23 protein-coding genes and 1 pseudogene are annotated in these 20,816 nt (G+C 69.5%); 12 read left to right on the top strand and 12 right to left on the bottom strand.

What is annotated here, in order from left to right; translation table 11 throughout:
• The first annotated feature begins 5 nt into the window (after positions 1–5).
• From sufC to MXD61_RS23040, 4 genes are read left to right on the top strand one after another with little or no spacing between them, the layout of a single operon-like run.
• A complete protein-coding gene (gene sufC / locus MXD61_RS23055; RefSeq protein WP_248815514.1) occupies positions 6–803 on the top strand; it encodes a Fe-S cluster assembly ATPase SufC in 798 nt (265 codons plus the stop codon).
• Entirely contained in the window at positions 800–2,113 is a 1,314-nt protein-coding gene (locus MXD61_RS23050) for a cysteine desulfurase (protein WP_248815513.1), read from the top strand. Before sufC ends, MXD61_RS23050 begins: the two co-directional genes overlap by 4 nt.
• On the top strand, positions 2,110–2,631 hold the full coding sequence (gene sufU, locus MXD61_RS23045; protein WP_163548748.1) for a Fe-S cluster assembly sulfur transfer protein SufU: 522 nt from the start codon (positions 2,110–2,112) through the stop codon (positions 2,629–2,631). Before MXD61_RS23050 ends, sufU begins: the two co-directional genes overlap by 4 nt.
• Positions 2,628–3,113 carry a metal-sulfur cluster assembly factor gene (locus tag MXD61_RS23040; RefSeq protein WP_248815512.1) on the top strand — a complete coding sequence of 162 codons (486 nt, stop codon included), beginning with the start codon at positions 2,628–2,630 and terminating at the stop codon, positions 3,111–3,113. Before sufU ends, MXD61_RS23040 begins: the two co-directional genes overlap by 4 nt.
• Positions 3,114–3,125: 12 nt before the next feature.
• Here MXD61_RS23040 and MXD61_RS23035 read toward each other — a convergent pair whose 3' ends face one another.
• Both MXD61_RS23035 and MXD61_RS23030 read right to left on the bottom strand, forming a co-directional pair.
• Entirely contained in the window at positions 3,126–4,052 is a 927-nt protein-coding gene (locus MXD61_RS23035) for an NAD(P)-dependent oxidoreductase (protein WP_248815511.1), read from the bottom strand.
• A complete protein-coding gene (locus tag MXD61_RS23030) occupies positions 4,049–4,918 on the bottom strand; it encodes an NAD(P)-dependent oxidoreductase (protein ID WP_248815510.1) in 870 nt (289 codons plus the stop codon). The genes MXD61_RS23035 and MXD61_RS23030 overlap by 4 nt, the downstream gene beginning before the upstream one ends.
• Before the next feature lie 148 nt (positions 4,919–5,066).
• Between MXD61_RS23030 and MXD61_RS23025 the strand changes: the two genes are divergently transcribed.
• Positions 5,067–5,426 (top strand): helix-turn-helix domain-containing protein, encoded by a 360-nt coding sequence (locus tag MXD61_RS23025; RefSeq protein ID WP_248815509.1) that lies wholly within the window; start codon positions 5,067–5,069, stop codon positions 5,424–5,426.
• 119 nt (positions 5,427–5,545) lie between these two features.
• Here MXD61_RS23025 and MXD61_RS23020 read toward each other — a convergent pair whose 3' ends face one another.
• The 3 genes and pseudogenes from MXD61_RS23020 to MXD61_RS23010 form a co-directional block, all read right to left on the bottom strand.
• Positions 5,546–5,863, bottom strand: coding sequence for a helix-turn-helix transcriptional regulator (locus MXD61_RS23020; protein ID WP_248815508.1), 318 nt, complete (start codon positions 5,861–5,863; stop codon positions 5,546–5,548).
• Entirely contained in the window at positions 5,863–6,189 is a 327-nt protein-coding gene (locus MXD61_RS23015) for a type II toxin-antitoxin system RelE/ParE family toxin (protein WP_248815507.1), read from the bottom strand. Before MXD61_RS23015 ends, MXD61_RS23020 begins: the two co-directional genes overlap by 1 nt.
• A gap of 94 nt (positions 6,190–6,283) precedes the next feature.
• A pseudogene (locus MXD61_RS23010) lies at positions 6,284–6,415 on the bottom strand (DNA-binding response regulator); the annotation flags it as partial.
• Between MXD61_RS23010 and MXD61_RS23005 the strand changes: the two are divergent.
• From MXD61_RS23005 to MXD61_RS22995, 3 genes are read left to right on the top strand one after another with little or no spacing between them, the layout of a single operon-like run.
• Positions 6,393–6,926 (top strand): hypothetical protein, encoded by a 534-nt coding sequence (locus MXD61_RS23005; protein WP_248815552.1) that lies wholly within the window; start codon positions 6,393–6,395, stop codon positions 6,924–6,926. The pseudogene MXD61_RS23010 and the gene MXD61_RS23005 sit on opposite strands and share 23 nt — an antisense overlap.
• A 9-nt stretch (positions 6,927–6,935) precedes the next feature.
• Positions 6,936–7,349, top strand: a complete 414-nt coding sequence (locus tag MXD61_RS23000) for an SgcJ/EcaC family oxidoreductase (protein WP_374629423.1) — start codon at positions 6,936–6,938, stop codon at positions 7,347–7,349.
• Positions 7,350–7,405: 56 nt separating this feature from the next.
• The gene (locus MXD61_RS22995; RefSeq protein WP_248815505.1) at positions 7,406–8,806 is read left to right on the top strand and encodes a DUF6884 domain-containing protein; all 1,401 of its coding nucleotides are present in this window, start codon (positions 7,406–7,408) and stop codon (positions 8,804–8,806) included.
• Between the two features lie 121 nt (positions 8,807–8,927).
• Here MXD61_RS22995 and MXD61_RS22990 read toward each other — a convergent pair whose 3' ends face one another.
• The gene (locus tag MXD61_RS22990; RefSeq protein ID WP_248815504.1) at positions 8,928–10,112 is read right to left on the bottom strand and encodes an IS66 family transposase; all 1,185 of its coding nucleotides are present in this window, start codon (positions 10,110–10,112) and stop codon (positions 8,928–8,930) included.
• Positions 10,054–10,401, bottom strand: coding sequence for a DUF6444 domain-containing protein (locus MXD61_RS22985; protein WP_248815503.1), 348 nt, complete (start codon positions 10,399–10,401; stop codon positions 10,054–10,056). Before MXD61_RS22985 ends, MXD61_RS22990 begins: the two co-directional genes overlap by 59 nt.
• Positions 10,402–10,613: 212 nt before the next feature.
• On the opposite strand from MXD61_RS22985, the gene MXD61_RS22980 reads away from it, so the two are divergent.
• Complete coding sequence (locus tag MXD61_RS22980) at positions 10,614–11,039, top strand: type II toxin-antitoxin system VapC family toxin (protein WP_248815502.1); 426 nt, start codon at positions 10,614–10,616, stop codon at positions 11,037–11,039.
• 252 nt (positions 11,040–11,291) lie between these two features.
• Entirely contained in the window at positions 11,292–12,506 is a 1,215-nt protein-coding gene (locus MXD61_RS22975) for a zinc-dependent alcohol dehydrogenase (protein ID WP_248815501.1), read from the top strand.
• Positions 12,507–12,531: 25 nt separating this feature from the next.
• Here MXD61_RS22975 and MXD61_RS22970 read toward each other — a convergent pair whose 3' ends face one another.
• Both MXD61_RS22970 and MXD61_RS28565 read right to left on the bottom strand, forming a co-directional pair.
• Positions 12,532–13,143 carry a class I SAM-dependent methyltransferase gene (locus MXD61_RS22970; protein ID WP_248815500.1) on the bottom strand — a complete coding sequence of 204 codons (612 nt, stop codon included), beginning with the start codon at positions 13,141–13,143 and terminating at the stop codon, positions 12,532–12,534.
• Positions 13,144–13,267: 124 nt separating this feature from the next.
• Positions 13,268–13,429, bottom strand: a complete 162-nt coding sequence (locus MXD61_RS28565) for a helix-turn-helix domain-containing protein (protein WP_248815499.1) — start codon at positions 13,427–13,429, stop codon at positions 13,268–13,270.
• Positions 13,430–13,645: 216 nt separating this feature from the next.
• Here MXD61_RS28565 and MXD61_RS22960 point away from each other — a divergent pair, with 216 nt between their 5' ends.
• On the top strand, positions 13,646–14,947 hold the full coding sequence (locus MXD61_RS22960) for a diacylglycerol kinase family protein (RefSeq protein WP_248815498.1): 1,302 nt from the start codon (positions 13,646–13,648) through the stop codon (positions 14,945–14,947).
• 52 nt (positions 14,948–14,999) lie between these two features.
• Here the strand turns inward: MXD61_RS22960 and MXD61_RS22955 are convergent, their stop codons facing one another.
• The gene (locus MXD61_RS22955) at positions 15,000–16,280 is read right to left on the bottom strand and encodes a hypothetical protein (RefSeq protein ID WP_248815497.1); all 1,281 of its coding nucleotides are present in this window, start codon (positions 16,278–16,280) and stop codon (positions 15,000–15,002) included.
• A gap of 380 nt (positions 16,281–16,660) precedes the next feature.
• Between MXD61_RS22955 and MXD61_RS22950 the strand changes: the two genes are divergently transcribed.
• Positions 16,661–17,401, top strand: coding sequence for a ribonuclease BN (locus MXD61_RS22950; protein ID WP_248815496.1), 741 nt, complete (start codon positions 16,661–16,663; stop codon positions 17,399–17,401).
• 34 nt (positions 17,402–17,435) lie between these two features.
• Here the strand turns inward: MXD61_RS22950 and MXD61_RS22945 are convergent, their stop codons facing one another.
• Complete coding sequence (locus tag MXD61_RS22945) at positions 17,436–18,881, bottom strand: MFS transporter (protein WP_248815495.1); 1,446 nt, start codon at positions 18,879–18,881, stop codon at positions 17,436–17,438.
• 39 nt (positions 18,882–18,920) lie between these two features.
• Positions 18,921–20,774 carry a glycoside hydrolase family 15 protein gene (locus MXD61_RS22940; RefSeq protein ID WP_248815494.1) on the bottom strand — a complete coding sequence of 618 codons (1,854 nt, stop codon included), beginning with the start codon at positions 20,772–20,774 and terminating at the stop codon, positions 18,921–18,923.
• Positions 20,775–20,816: the final 42 nt, after the last annotated feature.

The raw sequence follows: 20,816 nt of genomic DNA, 5'->3' as shown, positions 1-20,816 counted from the left end.
CCGCGGTGTCGACCTTGGAGATTCGTAACCTGCACGTCTCGGTGGAGACCGAGGAAGGTCCGCGCGAGATCCTGCGCGGGGTCGACCTGACCGTCCGCAAGGGCGAGACCCACGCGATCATGGGACCGAACGGGTCGGGCAAGTCGACCCTGTCCTACTCGATCGCGGGCCACCCGAAGTACACCGTGACCAACGGCAGCATCACGCTCGACGGTGAGGACGTCCTCACCATGGGCGTCGACGCCCGCGCCCGCGCCGGGATCTTCCTGGCGATGCAGTACCCGGTGGAGATCCCCGGGGTGTCGGTGTCGAACTTCCTGCGCTCCTCGGCCACGGCCGTGCGCGGCGAGGCACCGAAGCTGCGTACCTGGGTCAAGGAGGTCAAGGCCTCCATGGAAGCCCTGGAGATGGACCCGGCGTTCGCCGAGCGCGGCGTCAACGAGGGCTTCTCCGGCGGTGAGAAGAAGCGCCACGAGATCCTGCAGATGGCGCTGCTCAAGCCGAAGATCGCCGTGCTCGACGAGACCGACTCCGGTCTCGACGTCGACGCGCTGCGCATCGTCTCCGGTGGCATCGAGGCCGTGCGTGCCAAGGGGGAGACGGGCATCCTGCTCATCACCCACTACACGCGCATCCTGCGCTACATCAAGCCCGAGTTCGTCCACGTGATGACCGCCGGCCGCATCGTCGACTCGGGCGGCCCCGAGCTCGCCGCCGTGCTCGAGGACGGTGGCTACGACCGCTACGTCAAAGGCGGCGGAGCGGCCGCGGTCGCCCCGGCGGGGGCTGGAGCTGCGTCATGACCGTCACCGAGCCGCACCCGGCCGTTCTGGCCAGCGGCTACGATGTCGAGCAGGTGCGCAAGGACTTCCCGATCCTGTCGCGCACCGTGCACGACAACCTGCCGCTGGTCTACCTCGACAGCGCCGCCACCTCGCAGAAGCCGCTGGCCGTCCTCGACGCCGAGCGGACCTACTACGAGCGGCACAACGCCAACGTGCACCGCGGCATCCACGTGCTGGCCGAGGAGGCCACCGCGCTGTACGAGGCGACCCGTGACAAGATCGCCGCGTTCATCGGTGCCACCGACCGCCGCGAGGTCGTGTTCACCAAGAACTCGACCGAGGCGCTGAACCTGGTCGCCTACGCGATGAGCAACGCCGAGACCACCGGTGTGGAGGCCGCCCGCTTCCGGGTCGGCCCCGGCGACGAGATCGTCATCACCGAGATGGAGCACCACTCCAACCTGGTGCCCTGGCAGATGCTCGCCCGGCGCACCGGCGCCACCCTGCGCTGGATCGGCCTGACCGACGACGGCCGCCTCGACCTGGCCGACCTCGACAGCATCATCAACGACCGGACCAAGGTCGTCTCGATGGTGCACCAGTCGAACATCCTCGGGACCCTCAACCCGGTCGAGCGCATCGTCGCCCGGGCCCGCGAGGTCGGCGCGCTGACCGTGCTCGACGGCTCCCAGTCGGTGCCGCACCTGCCGGTCGACGTCGCCACCCTCGGGGTGGACTTCCTCGCCTTCACCGGCCACAAGATGTGCGCGCCGACCGGTGTCGGCGTGCTGTGGGGCCGCCTCGAGCTGCTCGAGGTCATGCCGCCGTTCCTCGGCGGCGGCGAGATGATCGAGGTCGTGACGATGGAGGGGTCGACCTACGCCCCGCCGCCGCACCGCTTCGAGGCCGGCACCCCGATGATCAGCCAGGTCGTCGGGCTCGGTGCCGCCGTCGACTACCTGAGCGCGCTCGGCATGCCGGCGGTCGCCGCCCACGAACACGCCATCACCGCCTACGCGCTCGACGCCCTGGCCGGTGTGCCCGGCCTGCGGATCATTGGTCCGCCGACCGCCGAGGCCCGCGGTGGGGCGATCTCGTTCGTGCTCACCGACGACACCGGGCGCAACATCCACCCGCATGATGTCGGCCAGCTCCTGGACGAGCGTGGCATCGCGGTGCGGGTCGGCCACCACTGCGCGCGGCCGGTCTGCCTGCGCTACGGCATTCCCGCGACGACCCGGGCATCCTTCCACCTGTACACGACGACCGCTGAGGTCGACGCGCTGGTGGAAGGTCTGCACGGGGTCCGGAGGTTCTTCTCGAAGTGAACCTTGATTCCATGTACCAGGAGATCATCCTGGACCACTACCGCAACCCGCTGCACCGCGGGCTGCGCGACCCGTTCGACGCCGAGGTGCACCACGTCAACCCCACCTGCGGGGACGAGGTCACCCTGCGGGTGAAGGTCGTCGACGGTGTGGTCGAGGACGTCTCGTACGAGAGCGAGGGCTGTTCGATCAGCCAGGCCTCGGCGAGCGTGATGAGCGACCTGGTGATCGGCAAGAAGGTCGACGACGCGCTGGAACTCGAGCGCGAGTTCCTGGCGCTGATGCAGTCGCGCGGCACCGCGGAGGGTGACGAGGAGCGGCTCGAGGACGCGGTCGCGTTCGCCGGCGTCTCCAAGTACCCTGCTCGGGTCAAGTGCGCCCTGCTGTCCTGGATGGCCTGGAAGGACGCCACCGCCAAGGCCGTCGATCCCGCAGCGGCGGCAGCGTCCGCGTCCGTGTCGGCCACGGCGCCGGCGACCCCCGCCGCCCTCGACGTACCGGAGCAGGAGAAGCCATGACCGACGCGCTGACCGAAACCCCGATCCAGGACGCGACTGCCGACCCCGGCACCGTCATCGGCGAAGCTGGCACCTCCACCCAGGACGCGGCGACCCAGGACGCGGCGACCCAGGACGAGCAGCACGGCACCCGCGCCGAGCGGGCGGCAGCCCTGGACCTCGCGGAGTTCGACGACATCGAGGAGGCGATGCGCGACGTCGTCGACCCCGAGCTCGGCATCAACGTCGTCGACCTCGGCCTCGTCTACGGCATCCACGTCTCCGACGACAACATCATCACCCTCGACATGACGCTCACCTCGGCGGCCTGCCCGCTGACCGACGTTATCGAGGACCAGACCCGCTCGGCCCTGGTCGACGGCCCCGACGGCGGCCTCGCCGCCGACGTGAAGATCAACTGGGTCTGGATGCCCCCGTGGGGCCCCGACAAGATCACCGACGACGGCCGCGACCAGCTCCGCGCCCTCGGCTTCAACGTCTGACCCGCACCACCGTCAGACCGCACCACCGTCAGACCGCAACATCAACTGGCTCGCCACCGGTCTGGCCGAGGTCACCCTTCGGCCAGACCGGGCGCTGGCCTGGTCGTAGTGTGCCTTGACGGCTTTGGGTAGCCGCGGGTCAACACCGGCCCGCTCGCTCGTCCACACGATGTGGTCCGCTGTGGCGCCCATCATCCGCGTTGTGCTGAGGTGGCCGGGGTGCTCGCCGGCCTCCAGACTTCGGGCCAGATCCCGTCCGTCTCCGATCATCGCTGGGATGCCGGCGAGAAGTTCCATCGCGCTGGGTAGGAAATCGGCGGCCGGCACGTCGGCGGCGGTGACAAGCGCGGTGGCGTGGAGCAGGCTTGCCAGCGCGGTGAGGAAGACGTCAAGGTGCGCCTGGTAGAAGAGCTGGGCCAGGCCCGAATCCTCCCCGAGGTACCTTGGCTCGCCAAAAAGTCCGAGCGTCGGTCCGTGTGCGTCGAACGCCGAGCGGGACCCGCTGTAGAACACGTATGCCCCTGGGCTGCCCACGGCGGGAGCGGGCACCATGACGCCTCCGGTCACGAAGCTCGCTCCCTGTGCGGCGGCCCATTGCGCCGCGTCCCGGGAGGCGTCGGGTGTGTCCGAACTGAGATTCACCAGAACCTTGCCGGCGAGAACACCCGGGGATTCTGAACTCTCGACGACCGGGTCGAAGATGTCGTGCATGGCCTGGTAGTCGGTAAGACTGAGAATGATCAGCTCGCTGGCGGCAACCGCGACTGTCGGCGTCGGCGCCAGGATGGCCCCTCTGCCTATGAGGTCATCGGCGCGCCCCGGGGTGCGGTTCCACACCGTGACCGAATGGCCAGAACGCAGCAGAGCCTCGGTCATCGCTCGACCCATCGGGCCAAGGCCGACGACCGTCACGGGGGACAGACCGCCCTCGCCGCTCATCGGGACATCCTGAGTTCCTCGAAAATGCGGGCGGTGCCCTGCCTGCCGTACCCGGCGGCGACCTGCCGGCGCACGATGTCCTGGACGGGCCGCAGAACCTCGGCACCGATGCCCTGATCGAGGCTGGCCGTCACCAGCGAATCCAGCGCGGCTTCGGTGAACTCAAGGCTCTGCTGACCCGCCCCGGCGTAGTTTTCGGCATCCACTGTGGCGGCGAGACCAGCCAGCTGGCCCGTCATGGCGGCGAGGAAGGACATCTGCGCTCGGGCGAACTCGACCGCCGACACGCCTTCGGCACCGACCATCGCCGCGCCGTGCAGAAAGCCGGCGAACATTGTGTACATCCCGACGAGCATCGCCATGTCACGGAGCGAGGCCATACCGGGGTCGGCCCCGAAGTAGTCGCTCTGCCCCCACAGGCCGAGCAGTTCCCGGTTCTCCTCGAAGGCGGCCTCGGGACCGCTGTAGAAGATCGTCGACCCTGGACGGCCGATCATCGCGGGTACGGCCATGATCGCACCGTCGAGACAGGTGATGCCGTGCTCCGCCGCCCAGGTCGCGAGCCCGCGAGCCTGGTTCGGTGTCGTCGTTGTCAGATTGATCACCGTACGTCCGGCCAGGTGCGCGGCGACAGGACCGAGCACAGCACGCACCGACTGATGGTCGAACAGGCACACGACGACCACCCCGTCGCCGATGACCGCCTCCTCGATGCTCCCGGCGACGGTGGCGCCGCCCTGCCCGAGTGCTCGTGCTCTGCCTGGAGTGCGGTTCCACACCACGGATGGTCGGCCGGCGTCGAGGGCCGCGGCGGCGAGCGCGCTGCCCATCGCGCCCAGGCCCAGGAAGGTCGTACGAGTCGTCATGGGTTGACCCCTGTTCCGTTCGGTGGCCTGACTGACTGGTGTGCCGTCTCGACCCTCCGCCCGAACCTTTCTCTCCGGCAAGTACCTACAATTTTGTTCAATACTCACCAGGAAGTAAGTATCCAGCTGGGACGGGGTGGAGGATTCGATGGCAACGAATGGGCGGCGCGGGCCGTACGTCTGCGGCATAGATGCTGGTATGGACGTGGTGTCAGGGAAGTGGAAATCGCTGATCCTCTGGGAGCTGCACCACCACGGAACCCGGCGTTTCGGAGAACTGCGGCGCGGCCTGCCAGGCGTCAGTGAGAAGATGCTCATCCAGCACCTGCGCGAGATGGAGGACGACGGTCTGGTCCACCGCGAGGTGTATCGGGAGGTCCCACCTCGGGTCGAGTACTCCCTCACCAGGCACGGTACGTCACTCAACGAGGCTCTCCGCCCGCTGGGCGAGTGGGGTAGACAACGTCGAGAGCGCCTCGCCACCGAGGACGCAACTACATCTGCGTGACCAATGAGGTGCCGCAGTCGACGAGCGTCGGGAACGCCAGTGAGCGCATCCGAGGTCCGGATCGACTGCTTCGCGCCGATCCGGACACTTGCCGATCACAGCCCGGCCGGGAACGCGGCCTAGGCGACCTGAACGATCTCGACGGCTCCGTTGGCGACGTGAAGGTCAAAGGTCAGACCGGTGGCCCTGCTGAGCTTCGCCAGCGTTTCGAGCCGTGGCTGCGTCTCGGCGATCTCCAGGCGCGCAACAGCGGGCTGTCTGAGGCCGACCTGCTCGGCGAAGGCCCGCTGCGTGAGGCCGTGTTCGACCCGGTATGCGATCACCTGGTTGGCGACCTTCCGGGCGAACGCCAGCGCGTCCCACTGCGCGCGGAACTCCGGGTCCTGGCGGTGCTCGTCGATGACCTGGTCGAGGGTCTTGAGCTCCGACAGTTTCATCAGTCCTCCTTCAGGTCGTTGAGCCGTTCCACGGCCAGGGCGACCGCCCGCCGGTACTTGCGCTTGTCATGGTGTCCGATGGCGCCCACGACGACGAGCTTTGCCCCCATCCGCCGGTAGAACGCCCGCCACGGGCTGTCGCCACCTCGAGGACGTAGCTCCCACAGGTGGTCGGCGTCCACGACGGCGCTGGTGTGGGGGAACGGAAGATCCGTGCCGCGTTCTCGCAGCTTGTCGAGGGCGTTGTCGATCGCCGCACGCTCGTGGGCGGGGAGCTCGGCCAACTCGTCGACCGCATCAGGGTGGACCACGACGTCCCAGGACATGCAACCATGATAACGACCACGTTATTACCGTTGTGCTGGGACCTCAACCCCTGCCAGCGCGGTCGGTGCCGTGAGTCCGCCCACGCGCCCGCCCGGCACCCTTGAGTAGGTAACCCAGTGCTCCGGCCCGCATCGCGGCGAAGACCGAATCGTCGTCCTCGAACATCGTCAGGACGACGACGGCGGCCGTCGATCCTGATCGGGTGAGTCTGCGGGTCGCCTCGGTGTCGCTGATCCTCGGTGTCACTGATGAAGCCGCCCAGATCGAACAGACCTCGTCCTGGCGCGAGATCGATGAGGAGATCGACGTCGCTCGCGTCGTCTGCTTCGGCCCGGGCGACGAAGCCGAAGACACGGATATTGCTCACACCGTAGCGTTGCGCGATCGCATGGGCGTCCGCATGACGGCGACGCAACTCGCTCATCGTCACCGTCGGGTGCCGGACCGCGTCTGGCGTCACAGCAGCCTCCTCCCTGCGGGCGACAGCCGCCCGAAGCAGGCCGCGGGGCCGCCCACACCACTGGACAGGGCGCCGAAGAACTCCGGCAACGGCCACTCGTCGGTGCGGGTGCGCTCCCGTGGGAGGACCTGGGACTCGGGCAGCCGGTCGATCAGCGATGCTGCCCGTCGCGCATGGTGCTCACAGGGCACAGAAGTACGACCGCGAATGGTCCGGCAGCTGGAAAGCATGCGACGTTGTCAGCATGAGGACCGTCTTGATCTCAACCGGGCTTGAGGTAACACGATGGTCCACATGACCACCGAACCCGCGACCCACACCGCAGGCGTCGAAGCCATCAAGCAGGTCGTTGCCACCGTCGAGCACTCCCAGCAGCACAGGGACCCCGACGAGTTCCTCGCCCTCTTCCACCCCGACGCAGTCTGGACGACGGCCCACGGCAAGGTTCTCATCGGCCTCGACGCAATCTCGGAGTTCACCCGCAAGGTGCTCCCGGCGACCGACTGGGATGGCAGGGTCAGCTACGAGGTGGTCCACGTGCTTTTCCTCCGCCCTGACGTCGTGGCGGTCAAGGTTCGTCAGCGCTACCTGGCGCCGGACGACGAGAGCGAGGGCGCCCCGCTGTACGTGATGACCAGGCAGGACGACAGCCGCTGGCTGCTGGCCGCCTGCCAGAACACAGGGGTCGTCGCCGCCTGATCGATGCGGACGGACCGGCTGCGCGCACGCGCCGACTGCTGAAGGCGTCTCGCGTCTTGCGCCATGGCGGCCGACCCCTCGATGTGAAAGGTCGTGGCGGGCGGAACAATTGGTGCATGGCGGTGGCTGCGGATCTGGTTCTGATCGGCTGTGCGAAGTCCACGTCGGCGCAGCCGGCTCGAGCGGCAGAGCTATTCACGGGCGCGCTCTTTACGGGCAGACGTGCGTTCGCGCAGGCCAGCGGGCTGCCGTGGTACATCTTGAGCGCGCAGTACGGTGTGCTCGCGCCGGGCGACGTGATCGGCCCCTACGACCTGTGCCTGGCGGACCAGCCGCGGGCCTATCGCCAGGCCTGGGGCGAGTTCGTCTGCGCGCAGCTCGCAGTGTTGTACGGGGATCCGAGCGGGCGGACGATCGAGGTGCACGCCGACGCCGCCTACACGGATCCACTCCGCCTTCCTCTGGAGAAACGTGGTGCGCGGCTGGCGACCCCGACCGGGCATCTCGGCCTCGGCCAGCAGCAGGCCTGGTACCGGAACCTGAGTGCGCCGACGACGGACGATCCGGCGGCCGTCGACAGATCTGTCCGCGAGGTGGCTGCGTTGACGGCCGCGCTAACGGATCCAGCGCGGGCGCGCACGCCCGCCGAGTTCCTCGCCGCGGGTCAGGACGGGTTCAACCGGCCGGGGCTGTACAGCTGGTGGGTCGATGGGGCGGGGGCCGGTGATCTGGCCGACGGTCTGGGCATGACGTTCGCCCCCGGCCTGATCTACGCCGGTCAGGCAGGCGCGACCCGGTGGCCGAGCGGCCAGAGATCCACCAACACGCTGTGGGGCAGGATTGCCAGGATGCATCTGAGTGGACGCGCAGAGTTCTCCACCTTCCGCCGTACCCTGGCCGCAGCCCTGCGCGACGTGCCGGGCTTGGACGGTGAGAACGCCCCGCAACTCGACGCCTGGATCGGCCGGCATCTGCGCGTGATCGCCGTTGCCGTCGACGACGCCGACGAGCTCGGACGGTTGGAGGACGCTGTCCTCGCCGCGCTCGACCCGCCGCTCAACCTCCGCGGAAGGCCCACCACCGCGCTGCGGGCACGGCTACGCGAACGTCGTGGCTCCAGGCCATCCCGCAACGGCGATGACGGCGAGGCCTCGCTCGGCGCGGGGTCGGCCGGCGATGTGGAGGAAGGCATCGTCGGCGAGAGCTACGCCAGCGCTGTCGAGGCGGTCCGAGGCCACTGCCCCGAAGACCCCGACCAGCACGCCGCCGAGGAACGTCTCGCCTGCCACCGCCACTTCGGCGCCGCACTTCCGTCCGATGGCGGCCGTCCGGCGCTCACCCGGCAGGTCGCCGCCCGCCGCGACCGTCAGAGCCGCGCCCAGCCTCCGGCCCCGAAACTCTGCTCCACCTGCCGCATGGAACTCCCGCTCAACGGCCGGTGCGACAACTGCCAATAGAAGTCCACAGACATCGTAAACATTCACCTGGTTTAGTGATCTTGCTGTAGGTGGGGGTTCGTGGGCGTGGTTGTGGGCCGCTCCGGGCGTGGCCGGTGCGGCGAGGCGGGTGGGGCAGCCGTCAGGTAGGGGCGGCGGCTGGTGGCATCCAGGGGGTGCCGCGGAACGCGAGGCGTAGGGCGTGCAGCGCGGAGACGCCGTGTTTGCGGGCGGTGGACAGGTAGCTGGCGATCTGGAGGCGGCAGGCGGTCACGGCCTCGGAGGTGAGCCGGCCGGAGATCTTCTGCTGGGTCTTGAACGGCCGGAGGTCGCGCTCGCTCTGGTTGTTCGTCGGCCACACGTCGAGGTCGAAGACGAAACGGAGTACGTCGTCCTGCCGGTCACGTAGGCATGCGAGCAGGCAGCGGCCGGCCGGCTGCTTCGTGCCCTTCTCGGCCGCGGGAACGTCCCTGAGCCCGACACGGACCGCGCCGCGGTACTCGGCGATCAGCGGGTCGCGCAGCGCGGCGGGGACCTCGGTCAGTCCGGCCGCGCGGGCGAGGTTGGCCTGGTGGACCAGGCCCCGCAGCGCCTGTTGGAGCTGGACCGGCCAGAGGGCCTCGGGGTAGGTCTCGACCATGTCCTGGAGGTCGCGCAGAAGATGGGCGACGCACAACTGGTGGAGGAAGCCGGTGAACTCGTCGCAGTCGTAGAGGGCGTAGCGGTCGTGGACGACGACCCCGAGCATCCGGCCGAGTAGGAACACCCGGAAGCTGGCCTTGTCCCGGCCGCCCAGCATGAACAGCGTGAACAGCAGCGTCGAGGCCGAGAGCACGTAGCGTTTCTCGCCCTTCGGGCCGACCTTCAGTGGCGTCTCGTCGAACCCGGCGACCTTCTCGGCGGCGATCCGCTGTTCGATCTCGGCGACCGGCGCGGCGACCGCGTCCGCGCCCAGCGCCAGCAGCGAGTGCAGCCAGCCCGCCGAGACCTCCACCCCGCACAGCTCGGGGATCGCCTCCCGGGCCCGCTCCACCGGTAGGTGCTGGCGGACCAGGAAGTACGTCGCGAGCGCGCGCAACTCCGGCCCGTAGGACACCGGCGCCCCCGACACCCCCTCGGGCCGGGCGGCCACATGACGGCGCCCGCAGCCGCACACGACCCGGTAAAGATCATGCTGGGTCACCCCGACCCGGGCCAGGGTGAGATCGTGGGACTGGTGCGAGCGGGCGACCCCGACCGCCGCCACCTCTGCCAGCGACACCCCGCAGTCACACACCCCGGCCGGGAAACGCGCCTCGACCCGGTCCGGGTCCTCCCGCCAGGCCAACGTCCGCCCGTCCTGCCCCGGCTGCTTCCCGCGCTTCTTCATCCCGCCCCCGGCGGCACGGCGCTCCGCCCGGTTCGGCCCGACCCGGCAGCACCCCGTCCGACGACGGCGGCAACGACGAGTTCCCCGAGTTCCGCGAGCCCGCCCGCCCCAACCGGTCGACCTCCGCCGCCAGCGCCTCGACCTGCCCGCGCAACTCCTCGATCAACTCTGCCTGCGCCGCCAGGGTCGCGGCCTGCGCGGCCACCACCGCCAGCAGTTCCTCACGCGACATCTCCTCCAGCGGCACCCAGCCAGATCACCACACCGCCACCCGGCCGTCGCGCACGACACCCAGCACGCCGAACAACATCCACACCCGGCTGACCCGCCAGCAACTCACAGCAAGATCACCAAACCACGTGAATGTTTACGGGGGAGCCTGGGGGAGGCATTTGTCCTGGACGAGGACATCGACTTCGAGCCGATGCGTCCGCGGGACTCGCCGCGTGAGGTCGATCTGTGAGCTTCCTACTGGACACGAACATCGTCTCGGAGCTCCGTAAGCCGGCCAGGCGCAGACATGACCGGTTCAACGTCTGGGCGGGGTCCCTGTCGCCGTCCGACACGTTTCTCTCTGTCATTACGCTGCTGGAACTGCGTGCCGGGATCGAGAACAAACGGCGACACGACCCCGGACAGGCGGCTGTGCTGGATGCGTGGCTCACCGAGAGCGTTCTTCCCGTCTACGGGGGCCGGCTGCTCGACGTCGACCAGGCCGTCGCCGACGCCGCGGCGCGGCTACATGTGCCCGACCGGCGCCCGGCCCGCGACGCCCTGATTGCTGCTACCGCTCGGGTTCACCGCCTCACACTCGTCACCCGCAACGAGTCCGACTTCGCCCCCATGGCTGTTCCGCTCGTCAATTCCTGGACCCATCACCCGTAGCGCCTGGCTCGCCGTTCGTCGCCCGCCGTGAAAAGCGCTTTGGTCTGATAGCGGGCCGCTGTATCCGTGGACGGGCTTTATCGATATCTGCATTTTGGTGGATCGCGGCAAGTTCTCCGTAAAGCCGGCCAGAAATGGTCAAAAAGGATTCTCTGTTTCGGGTGATCTGGGCCAGGCCGGGTATGGCGTGAACGACTGTGCCCGTTCGTCCTGGCGGGGCGGTAGGTAGCCCCGGGGGAGAGGAGATGGCAGATGAAGGCGGTTGTCTATCACGGATCGGCCGATATCCGGCTTGAGGACGTGCCCGAGCCGAAGCTCAGCGAGCCGACGGACGCGATCGTCCGCCTGACCAGCAGCGCGGTGTGCGGGACGGATCTGCACATGGTGCGCGGGACGATGCCGGGCATGCGGGAGGGCACGATCCTGGGTCATGAAGGGGTCGGCATCGTGGAGGAGGTCGGGCCGTATGTCCGTAACCTGCGGCCCGGCGACCGGGTGATCATCCCCTCGACGATCGGCTGTGGGTGCTGCTCCTACTGTCGCGACGGCTACTACTCACAGTGCGACCATGCCAACCCGCGCGGTTCCCGGGCGGGGGCGGCGTTCTTCGGCGGTCCGGTGAACAGCGGCCCGTTCGACGGCCTGCAGGCCGAGTTCGCCCGGGTGCCCTACGCGAACGTCGGGCTGGTGCCGCTGCCCGACTCGGTGTCGGACGATCAGGCGATCATGCTGTCCGACATCTATCCGACCGGGTGGTACGGAGCGAGACTGGCCGAGGTCACCCCGGGGGACACGGTCGCGGTGTTCGGGGCGGGCCCCGTCGGCCAGTTCGCGGTCCTGTCCGCGTTCCAGCAGGGCGCCGGGCGGGTCATCGCGGTCGACGGCATCGCGTCCCGGTTGCAGGGCGCCCGTGCGCTGCATGCCGAGATCGTCGACTTCAACGAGGAGGACCCGGTCGCGATGATCCTCGAGATGACCCGGGGCATCGGGGCGGACCGGGTGATCGACGCGGTCGGCGTCGACGCCCAGCGGGCATCGTCCGGGCCTGCGGTGCCGGATGCCGACGAGACCCGGGCGTTCGAGGCCGAGAGGGAGGCCGCCACGGCGGGTGGGTCCCGGCCCGTCGGTGACACCTGGGTGCCTGGCAACGCTCCGTCGCAGGCAGCGCACTGGTCGGTGGAGGCGGTGGCCAAAGCCGGTTCGATCGGTGTTGTCGGCCTCTACCCGCCGACCCTGAACGCCTATCCGATCGGGGTGGCACTCAACCGCAACCTGACGATCAAGCTCGGTATCTGCGACCACCGCCGGTACATTCCCGAGCTGCTGTCGAAGGTGACGGCGGGAACGGTCGACCCGGCCCGGGTCATCACCCAGCATCAGCCCGTGTCGTCCGCCATCGACGCCTATCTGGCCTTCGACCGCCGCGAGACGGGCTGGACCAAGGTCGTCCTCGACCCCGCCGCCTGAACCCGCCGCGCGGCGCACACCGGCCTCATGCGGGTTTTGCCGCGATGCCCTCGTAGCCGTAGCCGATGAACTCGGGGCCCACCCGGTAGTGGTCAAGGCTCCGCAGCGTGAGGCCGGCGTTGGTGACCAGTTCGTCGATGGGACGGTTGAGGTGGCAGCCACCGAAGACCCGGCCCCAGGCGGGGGTGAGCCGGTCCTGCCAGCGGGCGACCCGCGGCCGCACGGAGCGGCCATGCTCGGTGAAATGCAGCGTTCCGCCGGGGCGCAGGACGCGACGGGCCTCCCGCAGCGCCTGGTCGACGTCGGGGATGGTGCACAACGTCCAGGTGACCAGCACCTGGTCGACCGAGGCGTCGGCCAGCTCCAACCGCTGCCCGTCCCGTCCGACGACCTCGACGGGCACGGCGGCCGCGGCGATCCGCCGCTGTGCCAGCCGCAGGCCGGTCGCCGCCGGTTCGACCACCAGCAGCCGGCTGACCTGCGCCGGCAGATGCGCCAGGTTGCGACCCGAGCCGAAGCCGATCTCCAGCACGTCCCCGCGCAGCCCGGCGGTCACCCGGGCCCGCGCCGGCTCCACCACCCGTCCAAGCGCGACATCGATGATCCGCGGAAGCACCTGATCCTCATAGAACCGCATCAACGCTCCTCTGTAGCCCGCCACAGCCGGCGCGGCATAGCAGCCGGCTCGACGATTCCGAGGCTCACGCTACGAGCATGCCGATGGCCGGAGCATGCAACAGGCGCAGGTTGGGGTTCAGGAGTCAGGCGACCTTGATGGTCTCGTCGCCGAACTTCGCCACGATCTCAACCGGACCGCCGGGTGCCTCAACACAACTACGAACAGTGGAAATCTCGGTGTGCTCCAGGTCGCCCCGTTCAATGCGGGATATCCGCGACTGGGACACGCCGATCCGCTCGGCCACCCGTGGGAACCCTGTTGGGGTGCATTTTCCGTTCCTGATCGAGTTGCTGGCCTGGGTCGCGGATGGGAGGGTGGAGAGGGCAATGTGGAAACGGGTTGAAGAGAATGTTTTCGGCCGCTTTCTGGGTCGCACTCCCGGTTTTCCCGCAGCTCGGAGGGATGGGTGATCATGCGTTCCCGGATGGTTCGCCGGCCGGGACGGGGCGCGGGAGCGCCGGTGTCCTGTTCCCAGCGGCTGGCGGCTTCGGTGGCGTTGCTGACGTTCGCCGCGGTGGTCGCAGTCCTCGCAGCCCGGTTGATCGACCGGCCGATCGCCCTGCCGGTCTCGGTCGTCGCCGTGACGATCACGTTGATGGCGGGCTGGGCGGCGCTGGTCGGACGGGGGCCGCGTCGCCTGGGCGCGGCTGTGCTGGCGGTCTGCACCCTTGGCGCCCTGATCGCCTTCGCGGGGGTGATCGGCCTGGCCACCCTGCTGGTCACCGCGGGTCTGCTCGTCGCGTCAGGAACCGCGGCGCGTGGCGCCTTCGGACGGCACCGACCGCGGGGGCGTCGGGTGGGAGCCGCCCGGCACGGCGTCCTGGTGGTGAACCCGCGTTCCGGTGGTGGTGCCGCCGGGCGTCACCAGCTCGCCCAGGCCGCGCTCCGGCGCGGGATCGAGGTCGTCACCCTCACGGAACACGCTGATCTGCGATCGCTCGCCGAGGACGCCGCCGACCGCGGCGCCGATGTGGTGGGCATGGCGGGTGGCGACGGCTCGCAGGCGGTCGTCGCGGACGTGGCGCGTCGGCGTGGGATGGCGTTCGTCTGCGTCCCCGCCGGTACGCGTAACCACTTCGCCCTTGATCTCGGCCTGGACCGCAGGGATGTGGTGGGGGCGCTCGACGCGTTCGACCTCGCGGTCGAGCAGCGCGTCGACCTGGGCCAGCTCGGTGACCGCGTGTTCGTCAACAACGTCTCGCTGGGTGTCTACGCCGACATCGTGCAGTCCGACAGCTACCGTGACGCGAAGGTGCCCACGGCGGCCGCGAGGCTGCCCGACCTGCTGGGGACGGACCGCGCCGCGCCGGATCTTCGCTTCACCGGCCCGGACGGTCACACCGGATCGACCGCGGACGTCCTGCTCGTGTCCAACAACGCCTACCAGCTCCACAGCCTCGGTGGTTTCGGCACCCGCCCCCACCTCGACAGCGGCCAGCTCGGTGTGACGACCCTGTGTGTCGATCGGGCCCGTGATCTGCCCGCCCTCGTCGCGCTCGAGTCCATGGGTGCCATCAGCCGGTTCCGCGGCTTCCAGCAGTGGACCAGTCCCACCCTGCGGATCGACTCCGCGAGACCGGTCAGTGTCGGCGTGGACGGGGAGGCGCTGTGCCTGCCACCACCGCTGGAGCTGCGCTCGCTTCCGGCCGCGGTCGGCGTTCGGATCCCGGTGCACGCACCCGGGGTGCCACCCGCGCGGCCGGGTCTGTGGGGGATGTTCCCGGCTCTGGTCCGGATCGTGGCCGGCCGGTCCCCGGCCTGAGCCGCGCGGTGCGGCCCGGCCGAGCTCGGCTCGGCCAGAGCCGGGCCAGGGGTCAGTCGTTCCAGTCGGCGGGGTTCGTGGGCTCAGGGCGGGTGGTCCCGGCGGCGGCGAGGACACCCAGCGCGGCCAGGGCGACCACGACTGTCAGCAGGACGAGGGCGACCGCTGCCGGGGTCGGACAGTTCCACAGCACCAGCGCCAGCAGCCCCGCCCCGATGACGACCCCGCCGGTGAGGCGGCGATGCCGGGCCAGCCAGTCGCCCGCGCCGCCGGTACCCACACCCGCCCGGGCCAGGGCCTGGCCGGCGGCCCCGGTGGCGTGGCTGGCGCCGGCGCGCAGGGCGCGGGCGCCGCGGCCCGGTCCGTGGAGATACCCGGCGACCACGGTGATGACGGCCACGGTCAGCCAGGTAAGCGCGCTGTCTCGTAGGAAACGGATGAGAGTGTCGTAGATGGCCGCTGCCGCGTCGCGCGGCTGGGCGTCGGGCGCGACGGAGTCCAGATAACTCTGGCGCAGGACGGCCAGCACCACGAGCAGGACGATCATCGTCACGGCGGTGCCGACGCCCAGGGCCATGAGCCCGACGCGGTGCGCGGGCGCCAGCCACACGCCCAGCGCGGCGAACGCCACCACGGCGACGGGCAGCCACAGGCCGAGGACGGCGAGCAGACGCAGGGCGTCCTGAGTTCTGGTCAGGCTGTCCGTCCGCAGCAGCACGATCTGCCGGTCGACGTCGGGAATGCTGCCGGCCTTCTCGAGACCGGCGTCGACGAGTCGCTGCTGCACACTGTCGACGACCGGGCCGATATCCAGCACGATCGTGTCGTCCTTGGCCTGGAGGACGTTGTTGCCCTCATCGGTGAGAACCTTCTTCACGGCGGCATGTGCCCGACGGTTCGCGTTCTCCCACAGCGGGGGAAACTGGTCGCTGGTGACCACCCCCTGAACCACCTGATGTACCGCACTGGTCAGGGCGCTGTGCAGCGCACCGGCCAGGACATCGGCATGGTTCACGACAACGGGCGGGACGTCGTTTCGGGTGAGAACGTCGTTGAGTGACGCGGTGACCTGATCGACGTCGACGTTCCTGACGACCAGATCGGTCAGCCGGTTGGTCACCATGTTCTGCACCGCGGGGTCGGTGGCGAGCGGGGCGACGGTCTCCCCGTACCGGTCCGAGTCGGAGATCGTGGTGTCCGCCCAGGTGGCGACCACGGCGAGTGGTGCCAGCACGACGGCCAGCAGGAGCAGGAGGGACGCCCCGACAGTCCGGAGGGATATGCCAGGAGAACGCGCCGGGCCGTCGGAGCTGTCGCCAGCACTGGCAACCATGGAACGGTCCCTCCTGCTTTGTGCGTGGTGCGGCCGCCAGTGCGGTCTCGCGGCCGGCTCCTTCCCTGCGAGGGCTCGTCGAAAACTGGTTTTCGACGAGTCGTAAAAAGGCGCCGCGAGATTCCGGAAATATCGAAGTCCGCTTCCGCTGCCGCATCCGGGGGGATGCGCAGACCGTCACTTCGAGTGATGCTGTGGGGGTGGGTCGGCAGCGGGGACCGGCTGGCGGTCAGATTCGCCACGAGCAGGCGGGAAGCCACCTTTCCGGCGTCCGGAGGTGGGCATCGGAAAAATATCGCGAGGTTCAGGAAGGATGGCGCTCTTCGTCGGCGGAGGGCCTGGCCCGCCAGTTGCGGGAAAGCGATCTGATGAACGGCTCGATGACCCTCGCCGCGCTCATTCTGATGTTGTTCTTCCCGTTTGTCATCACGCTGGCCGCGGTGTCGCCGCTGCGCCCCGGCGGCGCGGCCGAGATCATCGTCAGGCGGATGGGACTGAACCACGACGCCGCCATGGCTGTCGAGCGCCTGTTCACTCCCCGCGGCGGCGGATCCGCGCAGTCCGGTTGGACGGTCCTCGGCGCGCTCTGGCTGACCCTGGGTGGGCTGAGCCTGGCCGGGGCGGTGCAGTCGGTGTATCTGCGGGTCTTCCGGGTTCCGGCGTTCGGCCTGCGCGGGGTGCCGGCCCAGGTGGTCTGGCTCGCCGGACTGCTCGTCTTTCTCGCGGGTACCACCGCCACCGGGGCGGCGCTCACCGGCACGGTCGCCGGCCAGGTGTGCCAGGCTCTGATCGTCATCACCGCGATGGTGCTGCTGTTCTGGATCGGCACCTGGGTTCTCGTGCGCGGTCGGCTGGCCTGGCGGGACGTCCTGCCCGCGGCGGTGTTCACCACGGTCGGACTGACCGGCCTCGGGGTGGTGAGCCGGCTGCTGTTCTCGACGTCGATCGTGGACAACGAGCGGAACTACGGCGAGATCGGCGTCGTCTTCACGCTTCTGTCGTGGCTGATCGGACTCGGGGTGGTGCTCACCGGAGGGGCGACCGTCGGCGCCTGGTACAACGCGCGGGGCCTGTCCCTGCTCCGCGCGGTCGGACGACGCGCGAGATCCCTGTTCCGGTGACGACCGGTGGTCGCCCGGGGCTGCCGGGTGCGGGTCAGTCGTGCGGTCCGTGGCCGGGCCGGCTGTCGGCCAGCGGGCTGGCCCCGGCGCTGGTCCGGGACATCCGCGCGGCGGCGACCAGACCGACGACGCCGAGGACGCCGAGGGTGGCCATGGCGATGGCGTAGGCGTTCCTGGTCAGGCCGGCGACGAGGATGGTCCCGGCGATGGCGGTGCCGAAGGACGAACCGAGGTTCGAGATGCTGCGGGACAGCCCGGAGATCTCGCCCTGGCGTTGTTCGGAGAAGGCGGACTGGACGACGTTGACCGAGGGGGTGAGCATCGCGCCGAGGCCGAGACCGAGCAGCACCAGCCCGGGCACGAACGCCCAGGGGCTGTGTGATGCGGCGACCAGGCCGATCAGGGCGATGATGCCGGCGATGGTCAGGGTGAACCCGGCGGTGATCAGGGTGCTCTGGGAGTGGCGTTTCGCGAGTCGTTCGGCGGCGGTGGACGAGATGAGCAGACCGACCGTGGCCGCGGTGAAGATGAGGCCGGTCCGGATGGCGTCGTAGCCGCGGACCACCTGGAGGAACGTGGCGACGGTGAAGGACGAGCCCATCAGCAGCAGCCACTGGATGTTCTGGGTGACCAGGCCGAGGTTGGAGACCCGGTTGCGGAACAGGCTGGTGGACAGCAGCGGCTCCCGGCCGGCCCGTTCCTCGCGGCGTACCCAGTGCAGGAATCCGGCCAGCACGAGCAGGCCGGCGGCCAGGAGGGCGGCGGTGAGGGCAAGGTTGTCGTCGGCGGCGAGGATGCCCAGCACGATCAGGGTGAGGCCACCCGCGGACAGGATCGCGCCGGGAACGTCGAAGTGACGGTGCGGGTCCGCCGGGAGCGGGTCGGTGATGGACCGGCTCAGCACGATGATGAGCGCGACGATCAGGGCCTGGAAGGCGAAGGCCGCGCGCCAGCTGATCGCGGAGGTGATCAGGCCGCCGATGAGCGGGCCCGCCGCCGCCCCGAGGCCACCACCGGCCATGATGACCCCGAAGGCGCGAGCGCGGGCGGTGAGGTCGGTGAACAGCACCGTGGTGAGGATGTAGACCGGGGGAATCAGCAGGGCCGTGCCGATGCCCTCCAGGATCGAGTTGCCGAGCAGCAGCAGGCCCACGCCCGGTGCGACGGCGCTGAGCAGGGCACCCACCCCATACACCGTGAGTCCGATCAGAAAGCAGCGTTTGCGGCCGAGCAGGTCGGTCAGCTTGCCGCCGGGAATCATCAGCGCGGCCATGACGAGCAGGAAGACCGTGATGACGACCTGAACGGACTGGACGGTCGTGTCGAGGTCCCGGCTGATGTCATTGATCATCACGTTCATGTTCGACCCGGCGAAGCTGCAGATGAACTGCGCGAGCGCGAGCGGTGCCAGGAGCCGCCGGTCGGCGCCGGCCGACCGTGGCCGGGCGCGGGTATCCACGTCGGGCGTCTGCTCGGTCATCGTCGCCACGTACCTCGCTTCCGGTCGCGTCGCCGATGGTCAGCGGCCCAGGTTCTCGGCGCGGTCGAGCTCCTCGTCGAGGGCGAGGGCGGCGTCGATGAGCGCGAGATGGGTGAAGGCCTGGGGGAAGTTGCCCAGCTGTTCACCGGACGGCCCGATCTCCTCGGCGAACAGGCCGACGTGGTTGGCGTAGGTGAGCATCTTGTCGAAGGCGTAGCGGGCCTGGTCGAGGCGGCCGGCGCGGGCCAGGGCCTGCACGTAGAGGAAGCTGCAGAGGTTGAAGGTGCCCTCGGAGCCCCGCAGGCCGTCGGGGGAGGCGGCCGGGTTGTACCGGTAGACGAGGCTGTCACTGACGAGTTCGTCGTTCATCGCGTCGAGTGTGCTCAGCCAGTCGGGGTCGGTCGGGGCGAGGAAACCGACGCGGGGCATGAGCAGCAGGGAGGCGTCGACGACGTCGGTGTCGTAGTGCTGGACGAAGGCATGGCGTTTGTCGTTCCAGCCGCGGTCGATGATCTGCCGGAAGACGGTGTCGCGGGCCGTCTGCCAGCGGGTGAGGTCGGCGGGCCGGGAGTAGGCGGTCGCGATCCGGATGGCCCGGTCGAAGGCGACCCAGGTCATGAGGCGGCTGTAGGTGAAGTTCTGCCGGCCGCCGCGGGTTTCCCAGATGCCTTCGTCCGGGCGGTCCCAGTGGTCGGTGAGCCAGTCGATGACGGCGGCGAAGGCGTTCCAGCCGCGGACTCCGCCCATGTCCTTCGCCTCGGCGAGGGCGTAGGCGGCCTCGCCGTAGATGTCGAGCTGGATCTGGTCGGCGGCGGCGTTGCCGGCGCGGACCGGCGCGGACCGGCGGTAGCCCTCCAGATGGTCGAGGATCTCCTCGGTCAGGTGGGGTTCCCCGTCGACCCGGTACATGATCTGAAGCGGTTCGCCGGAGGCGGTCCAGCCCGCGTCGAGGCGTTCGCGCAGCCAGCGGCGGTAGGCGTTCGCGTCGTGGGTGAAGCCGAGCGTGCTCAGGGCGTGGACGGACAGGGAGGCGTCGCGAACCCAGGTGTACCGGTAGTCCCAGTTGCGTTCGCCGCCGATCTGCTCGGGCAGACCCATCGTGGCGGCGGCGATGGGAGCGCCGGTGGGAGCGTAGGTGAGCAGTTTCAGGGTGATCGCCGAGCGGGTGACCATCTCATGCCACCGGCCACGGTAGCGCGACGCCCGTAGCCAGGTCAGCCAGAAGTCGCGGCAGGCGTCGAACGCGGCGGTGACGCTCTCCACCGTGGGTGGCGGACCGCCGAGGCGTTCGCCGCGGGTGGCGGCGTCACCGCTGTCGCTGGTGAGCACGACCGCGGCCAGCTCCCCGGCGTCGAGGGTGAAACGGGCGGAGAGATCGTGGCCGTCCGGATGAAGCGTGATCGGGGCGGTCGCCTGCACGTGCAGATCCGTGTCAGGTCCGTGGAACACCACCGATCCGTCGTCGAGATGGCGCGACGTGTGGGACGCGCGACCATAGTCGAACCGCGGCCGGCACAGCAGCTCGAAGGGCAGACTGCCCCGAACCACCCGGGCGACCCGGATCAGCCGATGGCGTGTCGAGGGGGTGCTCGAGGGGTCGGGCTCCATGAAGTCGACCACCTCGCCCACCCCGCCCGGGGCCATGAACCGGGTGACGAGCACGGCGGTGTCGGTCAGGTAGAGCTGCCGGACGCCGACCTCCTCGGCCTCGTCGAGATCGGCGGCCAGCCGGCAGTGGCCACCGCGATCGCTGTCGAGCAACGAGGCGAACATGCTCGGCGAGTCGAACCGTGGGGTGCACCACCAGTCCAGGGTTCCGTCGGCGGCGACCAGCGCCGCGGTCTGCAGGTCGCCCACGAGACCGTGGTCCGCGATCGGTGGATAGGCGTTCATGCTGGTTCCTCCCGCGATCGTCGCGTGCCACATGGGAACCCG

The organism is Frankia sp. AgPm24, from assembly GCF_023243055.1.
GTDB classification, from domain to species: Bacteria; Actinomycetota; Actinomycetes; order Frankiales; family Frankiaceae; genus Frankia; species Frankia umida.
This window is presented reverse-complemented; position numbering and strand designations above follow the sequence as displayed.

Coding starts and splice junctions, on each gene's coding strand:
- MXD61_RS22945 (WP_248815495.1), bottom strand. CDS start 18,881: ATGACCGAGCAGACGCCCGACGTGGATACCCGCGCCCGGCCACGGTCG.
- MXD61_RS22955 (WP_248815497.1), bottom strand. CDS start 16,280: ATGGTTGCCAGTGCTGGCGACAGCTCCGACGGCCCGGCGCGTTCTCCT.
- MXD61_RS23025 (WP_248815509.1), top strand. CDS start 5,067: ATGGCAACGAATGGGCGGCGCGGGCCGTACGTCTGCGGCATAGATGCT.
- MXD61_RS23000 (WP_374629423.1), top strand. CDS start 6,936: ATGGTCCACATGACCACCGAACCCGCGACCCACACCGCAGGCGTCGAA.
- MXD61_RS22950 (WP_248815496.1), top strand. CDS start 16,661: ATGACCCTCGCCGCGCTCATTCTGATGTTGTTCTTCCCGTTTGTCATC.
- MXD61_RS23050 (WP_248815513.1), top strand. CDS start 800: ATGACCGTCACCGAGCCGCACCCGGCCGTTCTGGCCAGCGGCTACGAT.
- MXD61_RS23030 (WP_248815510.1), bottom strand. CDS start 4,918: ATGACGACTCGTACGACCTTCCTGGGCCTGGGCGCGATGGGCAGCGCG.
- MXD61_RS23020 (WP_248815508.1), bottom strand. CDS start 5,863: ATGAAACTGTCGGAGCTCAAGACCCTCGACCAGGTCATCGACGAGCAC.
- MXD61_RS23040 (WP_248815512.1), top strand. CDS start 2,628: ATGACCGACGCGCTGACCGAAACCCCGATCCAGGACGCGACTGCCGAC.
- MXD61_RS22975 (WP_248815501.1), top strand. CDS start 11,292: ATGAAGGCGGTTGTCTATCACGGATCGGCCGATATCCGGCTTGAGGAC.
- MXD61_RS22970 (WP_248815500.1), bottom strand. CDS start 13,143: ATGCGGTTCTATGAGGATCAGGTGCTTCCGCGGATCATCGATGTCGCG.
- MXD61_RS23035 (WP_248815511.1), bottom strand. CDS start 4,052: ATGAGCGGCGAGGGCGGTCTGTCCCCCGTGACGGTCGTCGGCCTTGGC.
- MXD61_RS23015 (WP_248815507.1), bottom strand. CDS start 6,189: ATGTCCTGGGACGTCGTGGTCCACCCTGATGCGGTCGACGAGTTGGCC.
- MXD61_RS22940 (WP_248815494.1), bottom strand. CDS start 20,774: ATGAACGCCTATCCACCGATCGCGGACCACGGTCTCGTGGGCGACCTG.